Genomic DNA, 18,969 nt, shown 5'->3' on the forward strand with positions numbered 1-18,969 from the left:
ATGAGCGTCAGTACAGGTCCAGGGGATTGCCTTCGCCATCGGTGTTCCTCCGCATATCTACGCATTTCACTGCTACACGCGGAATTCCATCCCCCTCTACCGTACTCTAGCTATGCAGTCACAGATGCAATTCCCAGGTTGAGCCCGGGGATTTCACAACTGTCTTACATAACCGCCTGCGCACGCTTTACGCCCAGTAATTCCGATTAACGCTCGCACCCTACGTATTACCGCGGCTGCTGGCACGTAGTTAGCCGGTGCTTATTCTTACGGTACCGTCATTAGCCCGCCGTATTAGGGCAGACCGTTTCGTTCCGTACAAAAGCAGTTTACAACCCGAAGGCCTTCTTCCTGCACGCGGCATTGCTGGATCAGGCTTTCGCCCATTGTCCAAAATTCCCCACTGCTGCCTCCCGTAGGAGTCTGGGCCGTGTCTCAGTCCCAGTGTGGCTGGTCGTTCTCTCAAACCAGCTACAGATCGTCGGCTTGGTGAGCTTTTACCTCACCAACAACCTAATCTGATATCAGCCGCTCCAATCGCGCGAGGTCTTGCGATCCCCCGCTTTCATCCTTAGATCGTATGCGGTATTAGCGTAAATTTCTCTACGTTATCCCCCACGACTGGGCACGTTCCGATATATTACTCACCCGTTCGCCACTCGCCACCAGGATTGCTCCCGTGCTGCCGTTCGACTTGCATGTGTAAGGCATGCCGCCAGCGTTCAATCTGAGCCAGGATCAAACTCTATAGTTTAATCACTGCAATAATTTTCAACTCCCCACCGCCAACCAAAGCCAGCAGCGGGAAGAAAACTCATAAAAACGGAATTGAAGTGAACTTCACTTCTATCTCTATGAGCGTTTAAGGTCAGAAGACCTGGCCACATCTACAAGAGATGCAGCCTGGCAATCGCCTTCAAACGCCCATACTTATCGGCTGTAAATTTTTAATGATCCTGACTACCTACTTGGCAGCAATTTGCCGCTTCGTTTTCGTCGTTCGCTGTGATCAGCTGAGCCTCGAATTATATACCGGATTTTTCGTCCGAGTCAAACAAAATTGAAATTTTATTTGACCTTCTAACCCGACTCCCTCTGCCAACTCGCCGCCTCAATAAGAGGCTGTTTCGTCAGCGGAGCCATAGACTATAGCACGGGTTTCCCCGCCCTACAAACCCGATGACAAAAAGTTTTTGTACGCCGCGCGGCGGCGGCCTACAGGACGTTGCTTAAGCAAGCGTCAGTGGCAAGGAGCGCAAGCGTTTGCCGGTCAGAACAAACAGGGCATTGGCTACCGCAGGCGCCAGTGGCGGCACGCCTGGCTCGCCCACACCACCCGGCGTGCGCGTGCTGGGCACTATATGGGTCTGCACCAGCGGCGCCTGCGCCAGCTGCAGCATTGGGTAATCGGGGAAGTTCTTCTGCTGCACAACGCCTTCATGGATGTCTATCTTGCCGTGCAAGGCCGCGGTGAGCGCAAAGACCACCGCACTTTCCATCTGCTGCGCCACGATGCTGGGGTTGACCACGGTGCCGCAGTCGATGGCGCAGACCACCCGGTGCACGCGCGGCTTGCCATTGGGCAGCGAAACCTCCACCACCTGCGCCACGATGGAGCCAAACGACTCGTGCAAGGCCACCCCGCGCGCCTGGCCGGCCGGCAGCGGGCCACCCCAGCCCGCCTTGCTGGCCGCCAGGTTGAGCACGGCCAGGTAGCGCGGCGCGTCTTTGAGCAGGGTGCGCCGCCACTCCAGCGGGTCCTGTTTCGCCCCCCGCGCCAGCTCATCCATAAAGCTTTCTGAAAAGAAGGCGTTGTGCGAGTGACCGACCGAGCGCCAGAAGCCCACCGGAACGCCCATGCGGGTCGCCACATGCGACATTTTCTGGCTGGGAAAGCCGTAAGGCAGGTCAAACAGGCCTTCGGCCGTGGTTTTGTCCGGCGCATCCACCGGCCCGGCCAGTGCCGGCAGGCCGCGCGCCATCCAGCGCGGCGTGATGGCGTCGCCCGCCGACTGGATGCGCAGGCTGCTGATTTGCCCCTGCGCGTCCACCGCAGCCCGCAACCGGGCCACATGCATGGGCCGGTAAAAGTCATGCGTGGTGTCTTCTTCGCGGGACCAGGCCAGCTGCACCGGCCGGCCGCCGCAATCCATGGCCACGCGCACCGCCTGCGCCACATAGTCCACCTCCAGCCGGCGGCCAAAGCCGCCGCCCAGCAGAGTCGTTGTCACCGTCACGGCGTCCAGCGGCACGCCAGCCACGCGGGCGGCGATGGCCGCGGCCATTTGCGGCACCTGCGTCGGCACCCAGACATGCACCTTGCCGCCTTTAACCTGCGCCGTGCAGTTCATGGGCTCCAGCGTGGCGTGCGCCAGGTAAGGCGCCTTGTAAACGGCCTCGACCTTGCGGCTGGCCGCCGCTTCGGCCGCCTCCACAGAGCCCTTCTCATAAAAGGTAAAGCCTTCATCCTTGTTCAGGACGGCTTCCAGCTCGCGTTCAATTTCGCGGCTGTCCAGCGCGCCGACCGGGCGCTGCTGCCAGCTGACCTGCACCGCCTGCGCGCCCTGCTGGGCGTGCCATGTGGTCTTGCCCACCACGGCAAAACCTGCGGTCGAGCCGGCGTAAGCAGGCAAATGCACCAGGCGCTCCACGCCGTGCTGGGCCAGCGCCGCATTGGGCTCGATGGCGCCGGGCGAGCCGCCCAGCATGGGGCACAGGCGAACCGCGGCATACAGCATGTCGGGCACGCGCACATCCAGCCCAAAGCGGGCCGTGCCGTTGACTTTGGCCGGCACATCCGGGCGCGGCGCGCTCTGGCCAATCAGTTGCCAGTCTTTGCGTGCTTTGAGTGTGACCTTGCCCGGCGGGGTGGCTGCGGCAAATTTGGCCAGCTCGCCATAGTGCGCCGAGGGGCCCGACGGGTGGGAGATCACGCCATTTTTGATGCCCAGCTCCGCCACCGGCAGTTTCCACTCCAGCGAAGCCGCACCCAGCAGCGAGGCCCGCGCCGTGGCGGCCGCCATGCGCAGCACGTCCCAGGCGTCGGCCACGCTGGACGAGCCGCCGGTGGCGTTGATTCCCAATTCACGGGCGATTTTGCCCACCATCCACTCGCCCACCCTGACCTTGGTGGCCTTGCCGGTCTGGGCGTCGTCGTCATGCTCGCCTTCCGAGTCCAGCGGATGAAACGGCAAACTGGCCACAAACATGGCGACATTGCCGTAAATGCTGTCCGCGCCCGCCTGCTCAATTCTCACGCGCGACAGCGGCACATCGAGCTCTTCGGCCACCAGCATGGGCAGCGCCGTGTGCACGCCCTGCCCCATCTCGCTGCGCGGCATGGCCAGCACTACCGCGCCGTCGGCGGCGATTTTGATCCAGCCGTTGAGCACCACGCCCTGTAGCTCCGTCCCGCCCGCGCCTTCCGACGCTGACCACGGGCGCGCCGCGCTGCCCAGGCGCGACCGCGCCGGCATCACGCTCCAGCCCACAACCAGCGCGCCGGCAGCACCTGCCGCACTCAACAGCCAGGCTCGGCGCTTCATGATGTAGCCCCCACGCTTGTCGCTTTGCGTACTGCGCTGGACGTGCCGCTGAGAGACTCAGCGGCTCTTCCGTCCGTCCAAGCCTGCGCAGGCAGGCTTGGAGCCGCGGACGTCAGCCCCGAGGGGGCTGTACTTGCTCGGGGCGGTCCTTCGCTGCGTACGACGGCGCTCACGCTTTGGCTCCCGCCAGCACAGCCTTGGGCGCCTTCATGCCCGCCGCCCGCTTGATCGCCACCCGGACCCGCTGGTAGGTGCCGCAGCGGCAGATATTGGTCATGGCCGCGTCAATGTCGGCGTCGGTGGGTTTGGGCTTTTTTTCCAGCAGCGCCGCTGCCGCCATCAGCATGCCGGACTGGCAATAGCCGCACTGAGGCACCTGCTCGGCAATCCAGGCCAGTTGCAGGGCATGGGGTTTGTCGGGCGTGCCCAGCGCTTCAATGGTCTGGATGCGTTTGCCGGCCACCGTGGAGACCGGCGTCACGCAGGAGCGCACCGCCTGGCCGTTGACCCGCACGGTGCAGGCGCCGCAGGCCGCCACGCCACAGCCAAATTTGGTGCCGGTCAGGTTCAGCACGTCCCGCAGCAGCCACAGCAGGGGCATGTTGGGGTCGGCTTCGGTCTGCACGGCCTGGCCATTGATATCCAGCTTGATCGGTGATTGCACGCGGAACTCCTTGAAAGGCGACAGCCCTTCACGACTGCCTCACTATAGCCAGCAAACAGGGCGCCATCCAGACCGCCAAACCCCTGAAAACCACTAGCCCAATCCCGCGAGCCGGATAATCCTGTCCAACATGGCACTAATTACCCTTCTTGACGCCCAACTCGCTTTTGGGCACGTCGCACTGCTGGACCACGCAGATTTTGCCCTTGAGGCCAACGAACGCATTGGCCTGATCGGCCGCAACGGCACCGGCAAGTCTTCGCTGCTCAAAATCCTGGCCGGGCTGGAGAAACCCGACGACGGCACCCTGCAGCTGCAACAGAACCTGCGCATCGCCTACGTGCCGCAAGAGCCCAGCCTGGACCCGCACGCTACAGTTTTCATAGCTGCCAGCGCAGGGTTGGCAAGGGCCAGGCACATAGTTGAACAATACCTGGCGGCCGACGAGCACACCGACCTGGACGCCCTGCAGTCGGAAATCGAGGCGCTGGACGGCTGGAACTGGGAGCAGCGCGTGGAAGAAACCCTGCACCGCCTGCACCTGGACAAGGACGCCATCGTCGGTTCGCTCTCGGGCGGCACCAAGAAACGCGTGGCGCTGGCACAGGCGCTGGTGGCCAAGCCCGATGTGCTGCTGCTCGACGAACCCACCAACCACCTGGACCTGGACTCGATCAGCTGGCTCGAAGAGCTGCTGGTCAACTTCAACGGCAGCATCATCACCATCACCCACGACCGGGCCTTTCTGGACCAGGTCGCCACGGCCATCGTGGAGCTGGACCGCGGCAAGCTGCGCAGCTATCCGGGCAACTTTGCCCAGTACCTGATCCAGAAGGAAGAGCAGATGGTGCAGGAAGCCGTCATCTTCGCCAAGGCCGACAAGCTGCTGGCTCAGGAAGAAGTGTGGATTCGCAAGGGCGTGGAAGCACGCCGCACCCGCAGCGTGGCCCGCATTGGCCGGCTCGAAGCCCTGCGCGCCAGCCGCGCGGCCCGGCGCGACGCCGTGGGCCGCGTCAACCTGGACGTTTCCAGCGGCGAGAAGAGCGGCAAGATCGTGGCCGAACTGACCGACGTGACCAAGAGTTTCGGCCATCCGGGCGCCGAGAAAATCATCGTCAACCGCTTCAGCGCCACCCTGCTGCGCGGCGACAAGGTCGGCCTGCTGGGCCCCAACGGCGCCGGCAAAAGCACGCTGCTCAAGCTGATCCTGGGCGAGCTGCAGCCCGACGTGACCACCCCGCCCGGCAAGGTGCGCCAGGGCGCCAACCTGCAGGTGGCCTACTTCGACCAGATGCGCGACTCGCTAAACCTGGACGCCACGCTGGAAGACTTCATCAGCCCCGGCAGCGAGTGGGTCGAGATCAACGGCCAGAAAAAGCATGTCAAGAGCTACCTGACCGACTTTTTGTTCTCGCCCGCCCGGGCCAACTCCCCGGTGCGCACGCTCTCCGGGGGCGAGCGCAACCGCCTGCTGCTGGCGCGCCTGTTTGCGCGGCCCGCCAACGTGCTGGTGCTCGACGAGCCGACCAACGACCTGGACATCGACACGCTGGAGCTGCTGGAGGACCTGCTGCAAAACTACGAAGGCACGGTGTTCCTGGTCAGCCACGACCGGCGCTTTCTGGACAACGTGGTCACCAGCACCATCGCCTACGAAGGCACGCCGGAGAAACCCGGCTTCTGGCGCGAGTATGAAGGCGGCGTGTCGGACTGGATCACCCAATCGAGGCGGGCGGCGCAAATCACCGGCAGCGGCAAAGCCCCCAGCGCACCCTCCAGTGCCAAATCCGCAAGCAAAACAAGCGCCGAGCCCAATAAAGACGGGCCAGACGCGGTTAAGCAGCTATCAAAAAAGAAGCTAAGCTACAAGGAGCAGCGCGAGCTGGACGGCCTGCCCGCCCTGATCCAGCAGCTCGAGTCGCAGCAAAAGGCGATAGAGCAGGAATTGTTTGACGGCAGCCTGTATGCCAGCAACCCCAAACGCGCCGCCGAGCTCAACGCCAAAAACACCAAGCTGGAAGAAGAGCTGATGACCGCGCTGCAGCGCTGGGAGACTCTGGCGGGCTGAACGGGCGGGCGCGCCGCTCGCACCTTATTTACAAGCATTTTTGGCCTCCAGCCCAATCCTCCCCGTGGCCTTGCCGGCAAGGAGAAGGAATTACTGATCCACCTTGACCCGGTAGGTCACCGCCAGCTGCGCACCGGAGGCGAGCGAGCCGGTGAAGGTCCACTGCAGGCCGCCCTGTGCGCCTACTGCGGGCTGGATGCTCACGCTGCAGGCAGTGATCACGGCTGGCAATGTAGGCGGACAAGCCGCGGAGAGGTAGGTGGTGAAGGCCGGCGTAGCATCATTGATGACCAGCGTGGACAGCGCCGCGCTGCCGTTATTCACCGCCGTCAGCGTGTACTGCAGGGTATCGTTGGGGTTGGCATTGACCGTTGTGCCAGCTGGGCCGCCTTGCGTGGTATTGCTCACGCGCTTGCTCAGCGCCAGCGCACTGGCCGCGTCCACCGTGGTGACATCAATAACGGCCAGCAGCGCACTTGAGCTGGCCGTGGTGTAAGTAGCGCTTAGCGTGGTCGCGTTCTGCGCCCCCGAGGAAATTCCTGCCGGAACAAACTGCTTGACGACGAGACACAGCGTCTGTCCGGCTGTGAGCGTGAGGGGGGTGGTGATATCCGGCTCCGCAGCATCAAGCGTGCCGCTGCAGTCGCTGTCGCGGTAAAGCACCTGATTCCAGGGCCATCCGGTGGGCATGGCAGCGTTGGTCAGTGCGAAGGTGACCTGCCCGTTACTGCCAGCATGAAAAGTATGCGCATAAAACACGACCGTGCCGGGCTGCGCCGTTTGTGCACCGTTGGGGGCCAGCCTGTTGGGTGGCGGCACACCAACATTGGTCAATGTGCAAATGATCGCGGCATCGGCAGGATTAATCGTCAAACTGCTGCCTGACAGTGGCGTGGTGTTACCGCTGCAAGACAAGCTGGCGGTGTAGCTGGCACTCGCGCCTATCCCAAAGGTTTCACTGATGGTCCCTGTTTCACCGGCATAAACCGTTGCTGCACTGCCCGTATCGGTGTTGTTTCCGCTGCTCGTGGAAAGGCCTGAAGTGGCGTTATTGGTGAAGCCGGAACTGGTTACGGTCGCAGTATCTCCGCTGACTCCATCCACCCAGGTTTTTCTCAACGTTAAAGTGGCACTTTTGCGGGTATTTGTGAAAGTACACGCAATCACGTCATTGTTGACTGGCGTAAAACTGAAACTGGTGCCTGTGCCTGAAGTGACAGTCGTACCGCCCGTCCCGCTGTTGGTGCAGGCGTAGGTGGTCGTGTAGTTGCTTAAATTGGTTGCTGGCGTGGTAGAAGCCGCTGTTTCTGACAAGGTGATCTGAGTCCCCGCTGTCGCGACCAGCGCTACTGGCGCCGATGTGACCGATGCTCCCGTGCCCGTGGTAGTCACCGAAGTGGCGCCTGTCATCGCCAGGATGAACTGATCCGTGCCGTTGACACGTCCGCCACCCACAGCGCTGATGGTTTTGCTCAAACTGACTCTGGGCCTGGGCGTGTTGGTATAGGTACAGGTGATGTCATCGCCCGCAACGGGGGTAATGCTGGTACTGGTGGTGCTTGAGTTGTCAGGCAAGCTGGAATTGGGCGTATATCCGGCCGTGCCTGACAAGGCATTGGTACAGGTTAAACGGGTGTCATAGTTGCTCAATGCCGTGGTGCCGGCAGCTACGTCGGCCAGGGTCACCGCTGCGCCAGGGCTGCTGTAGAAAGTTGTTGTTGCGCTCGTACCGGTGCCGGACGTCGTGGCTGAGGCAGTTCCCTGCAAAGTGCCGCCACCGCTTGCGCTGACGGTAAATTGATCTCCACTGTTGACGCGCCCGCCAACGGTTTTTGCCAGGGTGATTTTTGAGCTTTGCTGATTGGTTAATGTGCAGCTGGCTGCACTATTGGCAAGGCTTAAATTAGCGGCAATACTGCGGCTTGCCAGATTGGTTGTAATCGGGGGGGAACCCGTGACAGATGAACAACTGATCGCATTTGCCGTAGATTCCCAACCCGTAGTTGCCGCTTCGGTAATCGTCAGCGTTTGGGCGGTTGAGGTTGCATTGATGAAAAAACGAACCGTCTGCCCTCCTGTGACAGAGACAGTCACCGTATTGGTTGGCTGATTTCCTGCCGTGTTATCAGGCGTATAAACCGTTCCAACCAATGCACCAACTTTGGATCCAGCGGGGCCGGTTGCCGTATATGTGAACAACTGCGTAGTGTTGCCTGCAGGTAAAGTGGCTTTAGTTACATCGACATACGCCCCAACCTTAACAGGGAATGTTCCGCTGATAGAGCCTGTTCCCGCATTACATTTGGAAGGCGCACCATTTGAGACATTGGCCGGCCCCGAACAGACATTGCCATTATTTTGCCAATAGGTAAGCACATAAGGCATTGACAAATCACCTGTTGCAGCATCCCCCGTGCAAAGAACCTTGATTTCGTCAATAGTTATTGTTTGATTGCCGCCGGCTGCAAAATCACCACAGCTGTCACCATCAACATCCTTCCATGGCAATGGAGTTTTTGGAAATGTTGCCACTGAACAAATGTTCCCCGCCGTGGTAGCACGTGGATCGTTGCCTTGTTGACCTACAAAAAAACCAATATCCATGCGGTCGGCATTGGTGCCAGAAAGTCCCAACTCCACTTTGAAACTAAAAGCACTGCCTGCAACGCAAAAAGCCGGCGTGCCAGGCGCAGCACTGAAAATAGGAGCCACAGCAAATTCGCCAGCGGAGCAAGAGGTGTTGCCAGCGCGAAAACCTACACAGGAGAGATCTTTTACTGCCGATGTAGTTAATGCAAAAACAGAAGAAGAACCCAGCAACCAGACCAGCAAAACAAGTACCTGGACCAAGCTTCCTCTCTCACCGTTTTTTCTAGCGCTATGTTTTTTAAAACCACTCAAATGCATTTTTGTACTTTTAAGAAAACAAATGATGCTATGCAACCAAGAAAAACAGTTGAATTTAAAAGAATGGGTCATTACTGAAGACTGCTTTATTTTCGACATTCATCGTTAGGCGATAGTGCCGCCACGTATGGCTGGCCAGGCAAGTCATTGATTAATTTTTGTTCCGGATTCAAACAGGTTTTCGTCAAACTTGAAACGCATCCGCAGGTACAGACCGCGCTGGGTGTACGCCTCCCCGGTCAGGTCAGGAGCCCGGAAGCCCTTGACGTTGTACCCCATCGAAAGCCACAGGTTTTTCCAGGCCAGGTAACCCACCTCGACGCCCACGGCGGTCTCGGCCGCGCCGTTACCCCACATACGGTAGGCCTGCACGCCGATGTCCCAGCGCTCGGTGAGGTCCCAGCTGGAACGGCCGCCGATCAGCTGCGTCAAGGAGCGGCTGCTGATCCCGTTGGAGCGGTCGCTGCCCCGCTTGACTGCGTAGCGCGCGCTGGCAGCCCAGGAGCGGGTGGGCTGTACATTGAGATGGGTGGAGAGTATCAGCCCGGATTCATTTCGTTTCAGCCCAGGACCCAAGGTGCTGTCTTCGTCGCGTTTGTATTCGATGCGGCCCAAAGCATTCCAGACATCGGAGTCCACGGGGCGGTAGGCGATGCCGGACTGCGCCGTGATCAGCTTACGCTCGCCGGTGGCCGTGCCAACACTGGTTTGCACGCTGTAGAGGCCGCGGTTGAGCAGCGTCCAGTTTTCATCGAGTTTGTTGGCCAGCGCCCCGGTGAGCAGCCAGCTGCGTGAGGTGGTCGAGGTTTGCCACTGCAGCTGGCCCGACGCTTTCCAGGTGGCTGCCGCCGTGTAGTCAGCGCCAACCGTCACGGCGCTGGAGTCGTCCGTCACCGCGCCGGAAATGGGTTTGATGCGCTGAACGCTGGCTGACAGGCCGATGCCGTTGGACAAGCGCATGAGCTTGCGCAGGCCGATGGCAGCCTCGCTGCTGCGGCCATTGATGCTGTCGCCCATGCGGTACTCATTGAACAGCTGCGTGCTGTCGGACAACTCCGTGTTGAGGCCGGCCACCGTGGTGTACTTCGACACTGCGGGGCTAAGGGTGTAAGGGCCGTTCAGGCTGTTGATGAAGTCGTGGCGAACATACAGCTTGGTGGTGGGGTTGATCGCATAATTGCCGCCGACGCCAATCTCGCGGCCGCCGCTGCCGTCAATGGCGTATTCGGCCAGGCCATAGACATCGGCCTGCGGCACGTCGGGCACCGGCACCGTGAGCTTGACCCGCGCGCTGGTGTAGCCGACCTGGGGCGATGCAGCGGCCAGCGCTGCCGGCGACGGCACCACCGGCGTCGACGTACCGGCCAGCGGCGTGGCCGACAGCGCCGACTGGGCATTGGCGCTGCTATAGCGCGCGCCCACTTCGAGTTTGGCATTGCCTGGCAGGCTGCGCTCCAGCTTCAGCTCGACGCCGGTTTGCTCAGCGCCCGTGACACTGTTGGAGGTTTTCAGGGCCTCGCCCACCAGGCGGTTTTTCGGGTCCAGGGTATAGCCGATCTTGGCACCATATTCCGACTGCCCGGCCGATTGCGTGCTGCTGGTGTTGTAAAAGCCGGCGTCGGTGCGCACACCCCAGACACGGGCCTGCAATTCCTGACCTTCGTGGCGGATTTCCACACGCTGGCCGGCGCCGCTGCCCCGCAGGTCGGTGCGGCTGCGGGCGGCCTCGCCCGTCGCCACGGTCTTCTCACCGAGTTTGGCGCTCAGGTTGACGCCCATGAGATTTTGCCGGTTGACCGGGTCGGTGTCGCGAATGGCGGTCGCACCCAGCGTCAGGCCGGGGGTGATCTGCAGCCGTGCATCGGCGCCTGCGACAGAATGCTGGGGACCACCGGTGTCGACGGAGTAACTCACCCGGATGAAGACCGGATTGAGGTCGGGGTCAACGCTGGGCACCGGGCTCTTGAGCAGCAGCTGGCCGGTGTAGGCCTCGATTTCGTAGTCGGTGAACCGCGCCAGCGCAACGTCTTTCACAATGACCGAAGCCTGGTTGCGGTCACGCGTGATCACGTTAACCTGCTGGCTGTTGACCACGCCGTTGAGATTGAGGCGGAACGGCCCCGAGGTGCCATTGGCCCGGAACTCCTGAACGACTTGCGTGGTGGAGGTGCGGCTGGCAAAGCCCTCCACCGTAACCGGCCCCTCCTGCAGGCGAGCCTTGACGCCATTGAGTGCGCGGGAATACTGCGTGAGCTGGCGCGCAGGATGGTCGCTTTGGGTGGCGTAATCGCCAAGCAGCGCGTAGTTGGTGCCGTTTTGCATCATGACATACAGCTTGCCGGTGGACTGGGCCTCGAAGCCGCGCGCCGACGAATCGCCATACACCGGGTAGAACTGATGGGGCTGGATGTCCCGGAACAGCGCGGTGTCCGACGGCTTGTCCGAGTCGTAAGCCAGGGTCAGCAAGGTGGAGCCAAGCACCTTGCCCTTGAGGAACAGCGCCGTGCGCGCCGCCACATTTCCCTTGCCGTTGTCAAAGCCGCGCGAGGCGCTCTGGATCTGGCGCTCAAACACGTCGCTGCTTTGCGCAGGCTGCAGGGCCGAGGGGTTGAGATTGCGCAGGTTGATGGTGCCGGCGACGATGCCTGCGGCAATCATGGGACGCAGATTGGGGGTGAACTCGATCTTGGATGTGGACTTGACCGTGCCTGCGCTCACGCTGAGTTCGGCCTTTCCGGGCTGGGCCGGAGGCAGCAGCAGGAAGCGGCCTTCCCCACCTTCGACGAACACCTGGGTGCCGGGCTGGCGCGGGTCGAGGTCTGGCGTTTGCCACTGGCCCAGACTGGCCTGCAGGGTCAGCTGCGTGCGTGCCGCAACCGGCAGCCCCTGCGCATCGCGCAGAAAAATGCCGATGGCCAGCGCCGTGGCGCCGTCGGCCACCGGCTGTGCTGGCGCCTCGATCCCGATTTTTTCCAGTGGACCCGGGGCCAGCACGGTGAGCTGCGCGCTGCCGCGCGCATTGCCGAAGCCGTCTACAGCGCGCACGTCCAGCGTATTGCGGCCGGGTTTGAGGTCGACACCGATGTACTCCCAGCCCAGCACGGCATTTTTTTCCAGGCTGCTCTTCTTGCCCACCTGGCTGGCGGGGACAGACTGGCCATTCACGGAAAGCTCAAACATGGCGCCCAAGGGGCCTTTCACACGCACCCGGGTCTGGGTGCCCGGCAACACCTGCTCATTGCGCAGGCCAACGAAGCCGACTTCGGGGCTGAGCTCGGGCAGCAGGTTTTCCAGTGGCTCGCTGCCTGGCGCCAGTGCCGCGTGGGGCGTCTGCTCGGGCACCCGAGAAGCCGCGGGGTCGGATGGCGCGGCCTTCATCAAGGTGCTGGCCGGTGTGTAGACGGGCGTGGGCAGACCCTGGGCATTCTGGGCAAAGGGGCCGCCGGGATCGCCCACGGCACCCAGCGTTCCCGCCGAAGCGCTTGCACCCGGCAGGCCGCGGGTGCCGCTGGAGGGCAAGGTTCGCGTATCCACCGCGCTCGCGGCCTTGTTGGCCGACAGCAGGCTGCCGGCAGCCTGCAGGATTTCCGAAGGGTTGGCCATGGCTTTGCGGCGCGCGGCAAGCTGCTCGCGTATCCCGGGCGTGCATTGGGCAATGGCAAAGTCGGCCTTGTGCAGTTCGCCGTTGGTGAGGTCGACGAAACGGCTGGCAGGATCCATGGCATTGCGGTTGTTCAGAACCTGCAGCGTGGCGCCCGCCGGCAGGGTGATGCTGTCGACCTTGGCCACATGGGTGCGCGGCTCCAGACCATAAAAGCTGTATTTGCCTTCCTCATCGGTCACCGCATAGGTGCCGTCCTCGAGGTAGATGCGCACACCGGGAACGCCAGGCTCGCCCGCATCCTGCACGCCATCGCGGCGACAATCGGCGAACACCTTGCCGATGATGTAGGCCTTGCTGGAAAACACCCCGCCCACCACCTGCACGCGCGCGCTGGAACGATTGGACTGCACGGCGCCGCTGGCGGCCTGCGCCGTGTTGATACCGGTGCCGCCCTGGCTGCCCACGCCCACGCGCACCCGGTAGCTCAAAGTCGGCTGGCTGCCGACTGCGATGCTGCCGAGCGCAAACTGCAGGCTGGGTCCGGAGCCGCCGGTGGGATCAGGAAGCAATGCGCCGTTAAGCCGCGCGGTGCCGCGGACATAGGCAAAACCGGCCGGCAGCATGTCGCTGAGCACCGTGCCAGGCAGAGCGGCCGCGGTGACGTTGTTAAAACGTATGGAGTAGTCGACAAAATCACCGAGCTCGGCCGTGGTCTTGTTGGCGGTTTTCTGGATGAACAAGGCCCCCGTCGCGCCAGCGTCGAGCGGCAGGTCGATGAATACCGGCACGCTGGCGCCAATGCCGACGCTGAAGCTGCCACCGTAGGAGCCCTGCGCGTCGATGATCCGGCCGGCCGGCTGCAGCGCGGGGGGCAGTTTGGACGGAAAGGCATAGCCGGCCGGTGGGGTCACCACTAGCTTGTAGGTGCTCGGCGGCAGCAGCGGGAAGGCATAGCGGCCGTCTGCGGCCGTGACGACCACGCTGGGCGCAGGAGTGGCGCCGTCGGCCGCGAACACCACGGCCGGCCCGCCCGGATTGCCCCCATTACCCGAGCCTGCGACGTCGATGAGCTGCACCGTGGCACCGGCCACCGGCTGGTTGGTGGTGCTGTTATAGACCACCCCACTGGGGTCGATGAGCAGCGTGGTGGTGGCCGACATGGAGACGCCGCCGCAAGCGGTAAGCGTCGCGGTGATCGTATCGTTGCGCAGCACCTCGAGTATGCCGTCCCCCGAGGCCACGATATGGCTGGCCGCATTGGCCGTCGGCACGTTGGGCTGGATGCGGAACACCCCGGTATTGGGCCCGGTTTCGACAGCGGTGAAGGTCTCCGTGTCGCCGGTGAGCTGGCTGGTGACCGTCACCGGCACGGTGCCAATCTGGGCCGGATCGGCATTGCACACCGCCGCGTCCGCCTGCACGAACAGCGGATTGCCGGGCTTGACCTGCGTGACGGGAGGGGGGGCGTAGCTGGCGCCGTTGTAAAAACCGATGGTGGCCGATCGCGCCGGCAGTGGCAGCACGACCGTATTGCTCGCGGTGGTCAAAGGCGCGCCTTGCTGGGTCCAGTCGGCATAGGCCGTACCGGAAACCGTGCCGGCTGCGTTGGCGTTCACCGCAACGCTGAACTGGCCCTGCAGGTTGCCGTTCTGGGGCAGGCTGGCGATGCCCCATGCGATGACGTCAACCACCGCACCCGCAGGCACCGTGGAGAGGTAGCTGTTGGCGGGAGACCCCAGCACATGGTAGAGGGTCTGTGCGCCGGCATTCGGCGAAACTTGCGCGGCGGCAAACGTCGTGTTGGCCGGAACGGGAACACGCAGCAAAAACAGGTTGGCGGGCGCCCCGTTGACGGTGCTTGCCGTGGCGCTCGCCGCCACATTGCCGTTGTTGACCGCGGTGGCGGTGAAACTGACAGGCGCGCCAGGGGTCGCCGCGGCGGACGAGGCAGCCAGGGTCACCTGGACCGCCGCACCGTTGGTCAGGTTGAGAGTGTCTGTGTTACTGGCCGTTGCGCCCTGCAGCTGGCTCACCGCACGCAGCATGAGCTGCGCCGTCTGGCCGGGATTGGCCCCGGCCGGCACCTGCCCGGTGATCAGCAAGCCTGCACTGAGCCCGGTTGCGAGGGTGATGGTGCCGCCGGCAGGGACGACGGGCTCGCCTGCGTCGGCCAGGCCGTTGCCGTTGCCGTCCTGCACCACCCGCACATTGACGGGCGTAAAAACACTGCCGGGCACAACGCCCGCCGTGATGAGGTAGCTTGCGGCGCTGTTGCCGGTGTTGGTCAGCGTGTGGCTGATGGTGAACGGGGCACCGGTAGCGATCAGCAGGTTCTGCCCGGCGACCAGCGTGAGCGCCTCAAGCCTGCTGACCGTGGTGTTCACGGTATTGGAAACAAGCCGCACCGACAGCCCGGTCGCCGAATCCACATAGGTGGCGGTGGCTGTGCTGCTGATGACTGTTCCTGCCGGCGTCGGCGCGGCCTGCGCCACCGCCCAGAAGAGCAGCAGCAAACAGGTGGACAGCAGCTTGCGCAGCAGGCGAAAAAACATGGGTATGACTTAACGGCGCGTTAAAGGCGTTAAAGAACTTGCAGCGGACTGCTTTTCAGAGGCGGCAAACACGACCTCTGAAAAGCAGGGGAAGCGGCTCGCCTCCCCCGCAAAATGCCAGGCTGTTTACTGGTTGATCTTCACGCCGAAGGTCAGCACAGCCAATTGACCAGGGGTCAGGGTGCCGATGTTGGCGGTCACCGTACCCGTCGCCCCCACAGCCGGTGCACCGGCGCCTATGGTTCCCACCGTGGTGGCCGGCGCGCTGCTCAGCGTGGTGTAGCTGGGCGTGGAGTCAGACACCACAACGCTGGTGGCGTCGGCTGAGCCCACATTGGTGATCGTGACCTGGTACAGCACGCACTCGCCGGGCTTGGCGCTCAAGTTGGCGGTGCTATAGGTCGTGCCGCCGGTGGGTCCGGCGCAAGCCGTGTCCAGGGCCTGGGCCTTGATCAGATTCAGGTTGCCGGCGATCACCGTGGTGCTGTCCGTGGCCACTGCGGGTGCGGGCGCGGCAGAGACATAGCTGCCATTGGTGGTGGTGATCGTGATGGTGGTGGCGTTCACCGCACCAGGTACGGCGCCGCTGGGGGAGATCACCTTGTCGAATACCGTGATGGACTGGCCGGAAGCCAGTCCGCCGCTGAGGCCGGTGACCGTGTTGAGGTTGCCGGTGATTTGCGGGTCGGTCGCATCCAGCACGCCGTTGTTGTTGGCGTCGTAGTACAGCGTAGAGGTCCAGCTGGCCTGGTTGTTGGCGGCGGCCAGGACGACCGTGCTCGCCGTGCCATTGCCTTCGCTCACGTTGCCCGTGTTGACCAGCGTGTGGCTGTACACATAGGAGCCGCCCGAGTAGGTTTGGCCCGCGCCGTTGGGCGTGATGCTGATGGCGCGCACCGCGTTGACCGTCACGGCATCGTGAATGGTGTCGCTTGCATTCGAGGTTGGCGACAGGATGCGGAAGTACACATCGTTGGTGCCTGCCGTGTAGCCCGCAGGCACCGTGACCACCGCGCAGACTGTGACCGAGCCGCCAGCCGCCACCGATCCGGTGTTGGTGATGGTCGCACCCGTGGTGGAGCAGTTGCCTGCGCCGCCATCGGCCTTGAAGCTGACCGTCCAGCCCGCGGGCAGGACCTGGCTGGCAAAGCTGGACACCGTGCTCGCGCCAAGGTTGTAACTGTCGGGCGAGGGGCCGGTGTTGTTGGCCACCAGCGTGAAGCTGGTCGCGGCGCCCGGATTAACGGCGTTGGTGACCCGGGCCGTGGCCTCGGGGCCGGCACCGGCACCCTGGGCCGCAGTGGCCGTGGGCAGGGGCGCGTTGTTGGTCAGGTCGGCCGAGGCGCTGGCGATGGCGCTCAGGGTGTCGGTGGTGCTGGCCGTTTTGGTCGGGTCAAACACCGAGGTGGCGGTCTTGGTCACGCTGAACGGAGCGCCGGCATTGGTGGCGCTTGGCGGCAACGTGGCCTTGAGGATCACGCTGTAGGTGGCGCCGGCAGCCAGCGGGCCGGTGTCAACCGTGCCGTCGCTGTTGGTGTCAACCAGCGGCGTGACGCTGTCGCTCTTGTACAGCTGGAAGGTGGTCCCCGCGGGGAAACCGCTGCCGCTCGTCGTGATATTGAAGGTGTCAACACCGTTGCCGGCGTTGGTCACCACGTTGGTGAAACTCACCGTGGAGCCGGGAGTCGCCGGGCCTGCCACCGTCTGGCCGGTGATCGTCACCGCGGCCGTTTGCTGCACGGCAAAGGGCACGGTGTTGGAGGAGCCGGTCACCGTGGCGGCGCCGTTGTTGTAGGACGTGGTGGCCGTGTTGTTCAGCGTGCCGGGTGCCGTGGCAGCGCCGATATTCACATTGAAGCTGATGGTGCCCGACTGGCCGGGCGCCACCTGGTTCAGCGTCGCCCGGTACGTGGTCGTGCCGGCGGTGTACTGCGAGGTGAGGGTGTTGGGCGCGCTGCCGCTGCTGCCGCCGCTGTCGCTGAGCGCTGCGGCGCCCGTCACGCTCCAGCGGGCGGAACCGGCCACATAGGTCATGCCGGCCGGGACGATGTCGCTGATCACCACGGCGGTCGCCGTGCTGTTGCCGGTGTTGGTATAGGTCAGCGTGTAGGTGTAAGGGCCGGAACCGGGCGCACCGCTGGAGGCGCTCACCGCCTTGGTCAGCGTGATCACCGCATTGTTGGACACCGTGGTGGTATCGGTATTGGTCGTGGTCTTGGTGGCATCGAACAGGCTGGTCGCCGTGACCGTGATGGCATTGGTCTGCCCCGCGGTCGCCGTGCCCGGCAGCGTTCCCGCCACGATGAACTTGAAGACGGCCCCCGCCGCCAGCGATCCGGTGGACGTGATCGGCGCGCCGGTAGGCTGGCCACTGCCGTTGTCGGCAAAGATCTGCACGCCCGCCATCGTGAAGCCGCCGGCGTTGCCGGTGGCCAGATTGAAGCCATCCGACCCGTTACCGGTGTTGGTCAGGGTATGCGGGTAGTAGACGACGCTGCCGGGCGTGGCGTTTTGGGCGCCGTTGGCGGCAAGCGTCAAGCTGGCGACCTGCTGCACGGTGGTTTGCACGACGTTGGAGGTGACGGTGCGCGACACGCCCGAAGCGTCCGAGTAAGTGGCCGAGGCCTGATTGCTGATGGAGGTGCCGGACGGTGGCGGCGCGGCATGCGCCGCAAAGCCGGCCAAGGCCAGCACCAAGGCCGCGAACAACCCCACAATCCAGTGGGTAAAGAGGCGCTCAGGCCGCAAAGGCGCTGGGCTCATGAGGATGGCATACATGGCGGGGTTTTCTCCTGACTTCAAGGACAACGATGAAACAACAAACGCGGAAACCCCTACCAACCTGCGGTCGGCAAAACAGCTCGGGGAAACTGGGTGGAATTAAGGTTTGACGGCCGTTATGGCCGCCGGGGCGTCGATGCGCACCCGCAAACTGGCGACGGCGCTGCGGCCGGCAGCCAGCGTGCCGATTTCCCAGCGCAAGGCGCGGTATTCGGCCAGCGGCACCGGCTCCTTGCGCTCGCTGCCGTCCGCTTGCTTGACGCTACGCAGCAGCGGCATGGGTGCGAAGCGGGTGCCGTCGGTCGAGGCCTGCGCCTGTGCCGGCTCGGCGCTACCGGCAATGAAGGTGGTGCCTGCAGGCACGGGGATGGTGGCCAGCAGTTTATCCACCGCTGCCGCGCCGCCATTGCGGTAGGTGCCGCTGTATTCAAGAACCTCGCCCGGCTTGCCTTCGGTAGCGGGTTTGAACACCGTTTTTCCAGCCAGCATTTCCACACGCTGGGCGCGAAGCTGAGAGGTCACCGTGGAGCTCTGAGCCCATGCGGCCTGCCCCAGTACCAGGTTGGCGGCAAAAATACAAAAACTCAAAAATAGCTTCATCTGTCAACTCCAGTTGCCAAGCTCAGGCCAGGACGCTGCGCCATTGCCCCTGCAGCCAAAAATGCAAATAATTGTTACTTATTGTAAGTAATTTTTACAGATAAATGTAACCTTAAGTAGCCTATTAAAAGACTCTCGTTGAGGAGTGTCTGCACGCGCCTTGCTCCAGGCGACGCGGTTGCTTTGTTCATGCCTGATTCATCTCTCTGCGGCAAAGGCAGTTCAAGCTTCCCCAAAACAACAAGTAA

General features: G+C 63.0%; 7 protein-coding genes and 1 rRNA gene. 1 reads left to right on the forward strand and 7 read right to left on the reverse strand.

From position 1 onward, the window contains the following. From V6M61_RS05355 to V6M61_RS05365, 3 genes are all read right to left on the reverse strand, one after another. Positions 1-754 (reverse strand): 16S ribosomal RNA (locus V6M61_RS05355); the annotation flags it as partial. Positions 755-1,229: 475 nt separating this feature from the next. Then, complete coding sequence (locus V6M61_RS05360; protein ID WP_332775538.1) at positions 1,230-3,545, reverse strand: xanthine dehydrogenase family protein molybdopterin-binding subunit; 2,316 nt, start codon at positions 3,543-3,545, stop codon at positions 1,230-1,232. A gap of 169 nt (positions 3,546-3,714) precedes the next feature. After that, entirely contained in the window at positions 3,715-4,197 is a 483-nt protein-coding gene (locus V6M61_RS05365) for a (2Fe-2S)-binding protein (RefSeq protein WP_332775566.1), read from the reverse strand. A 142-nt stretch (positions 4,198-4,339) separates the two neighbouring features. On the opposite strand from V6M61_RS05365, the gene V6M61_RS05370 reads away from it, so the two are divergent. Beyond that, positions 4,340-6,277, forward strand: coding sequence for an ABC-F family ATP-binding cassette domain-containing protein (locus V6M61_RS05370; protein WP_332775539.1), 1,938 nt, complete (start codon positions 4,340-4,342; stop codon positions 6,275-6,277). Between the two features lie 90 nt (positions 6,278-6,367). Here the strand turns inward: V6M61_RS05370 and V6M61_RS05375 are convergent, their stop codons facing one another. The 4 genes from V6M61_RS05375 to V6M61_RS05390 all read right to left on the reverse strand — a co-directional run bounded on the left by V6M61_RS05375 (position 6,368) and on the right by V6M61_RS05390 (position 18,721). Next, positions 6,368-9,256, reverse strand: a complete 2,889-nt coding sequence (locus V6M61_RS05375) for a hypothetical protein (protein WP_332775540.1) — start codon at positions 9,254-9,256, stop codon at positions 6,368-6,370. A gap of 72 nt (positions 9,257-9,328) precedes the next feature. Continuing rightward, entirely contained in the window at positions 9,329-15,340 is a 6,012-nt protein-coding gene (locus V6M61_RS05380) for an SdrD B-like domain-containing protein (RefSeq protein ID WP_332775541.1), read from the reverse strand. A gap of 126 nt (positions 15,341-15,466) precedes the next feature. Next, a complete protein-coding gene (locus V6M61_RS05385; protein WP_332775542.1) occupies positions 15,467-18,118 on the reverse strand; it encodes a beta strand repeat-containing protein in 2,652 nt (883 codons plus the stop codon). Positions 18,119-18,220: 102 nt separating this feature from the next. Beyond that, the gene (locus V6M61_RS05390) at positions 18,221-18,721 is read right to left on the reverse strand and encodes a hypothetical protein (protein WP_332775543.1); all 501 of its coding nucleotides are present in this window, start codon (positions 18,719-18,721) and stop codon (positions 18,221-18,223) included. Between the last annotated feature and the right edge of the window lie 248 nt (positions 18,722-18,969).

The organism is Polaromonas sp., assembly GCF_036676035.1.
Classification (GTDB): Bacteria; Pseudomonadota; Gammaproteobacteria; order Burkholderiales; family Burkholderiaceae_C; genus Polaromonas.

What these genes read in the sequence shown, in the direction of transcription:
- V6M61_RS05360 (WP_332775538.1), bottom strand. Translation starts at nt 3,545, where the DNA reads ATGAAGCGCCGAGCCTGGCTGTTGAGTGCGGCAGGTGCTGCCGGCGCG.
- V6M61_RS05370 (WP_332775539.1), top strand. Translation starts at nt 4,340, where the DNA reads ATGGCACTAATTACCCTTCTTGACGCCCAACTCGCTTTTGGGCACGTC.
- V6M61_RS05375 (WP_332775540.1), bottom strand. Translation starts at nt 9,256, where the DNA reads ATGACCCATTCTTTTAAATTCAACTGTTTTTCTTGGTTGCATAGCATC.
- V6M61_RS05380 (WP_332775541.1), bottom strand. Translation starts at nt 15,340, where the DNA reads ATGTTTTTTCGCCTGCTGCGCAAGCTGCTGTCCACCTGTTTGCTGCTG.
- V6M61_RS05385 (WP_332775542.1), bottom strand. Translation starts at nt 18,118, where the DNA reads ATGTATGCCATCCTCATGAGCCCAGCGCCTTTGCGGCCTGAGCGCCTC.
- V6M61_RS05390 (WP_332775543.1), bottom strand. Translation starts at nt 18,721, where the DNA reads ATGAAGCTATTTTTGAGTTTTTGTATTTTTGCCGCCAACCTGGTACTG.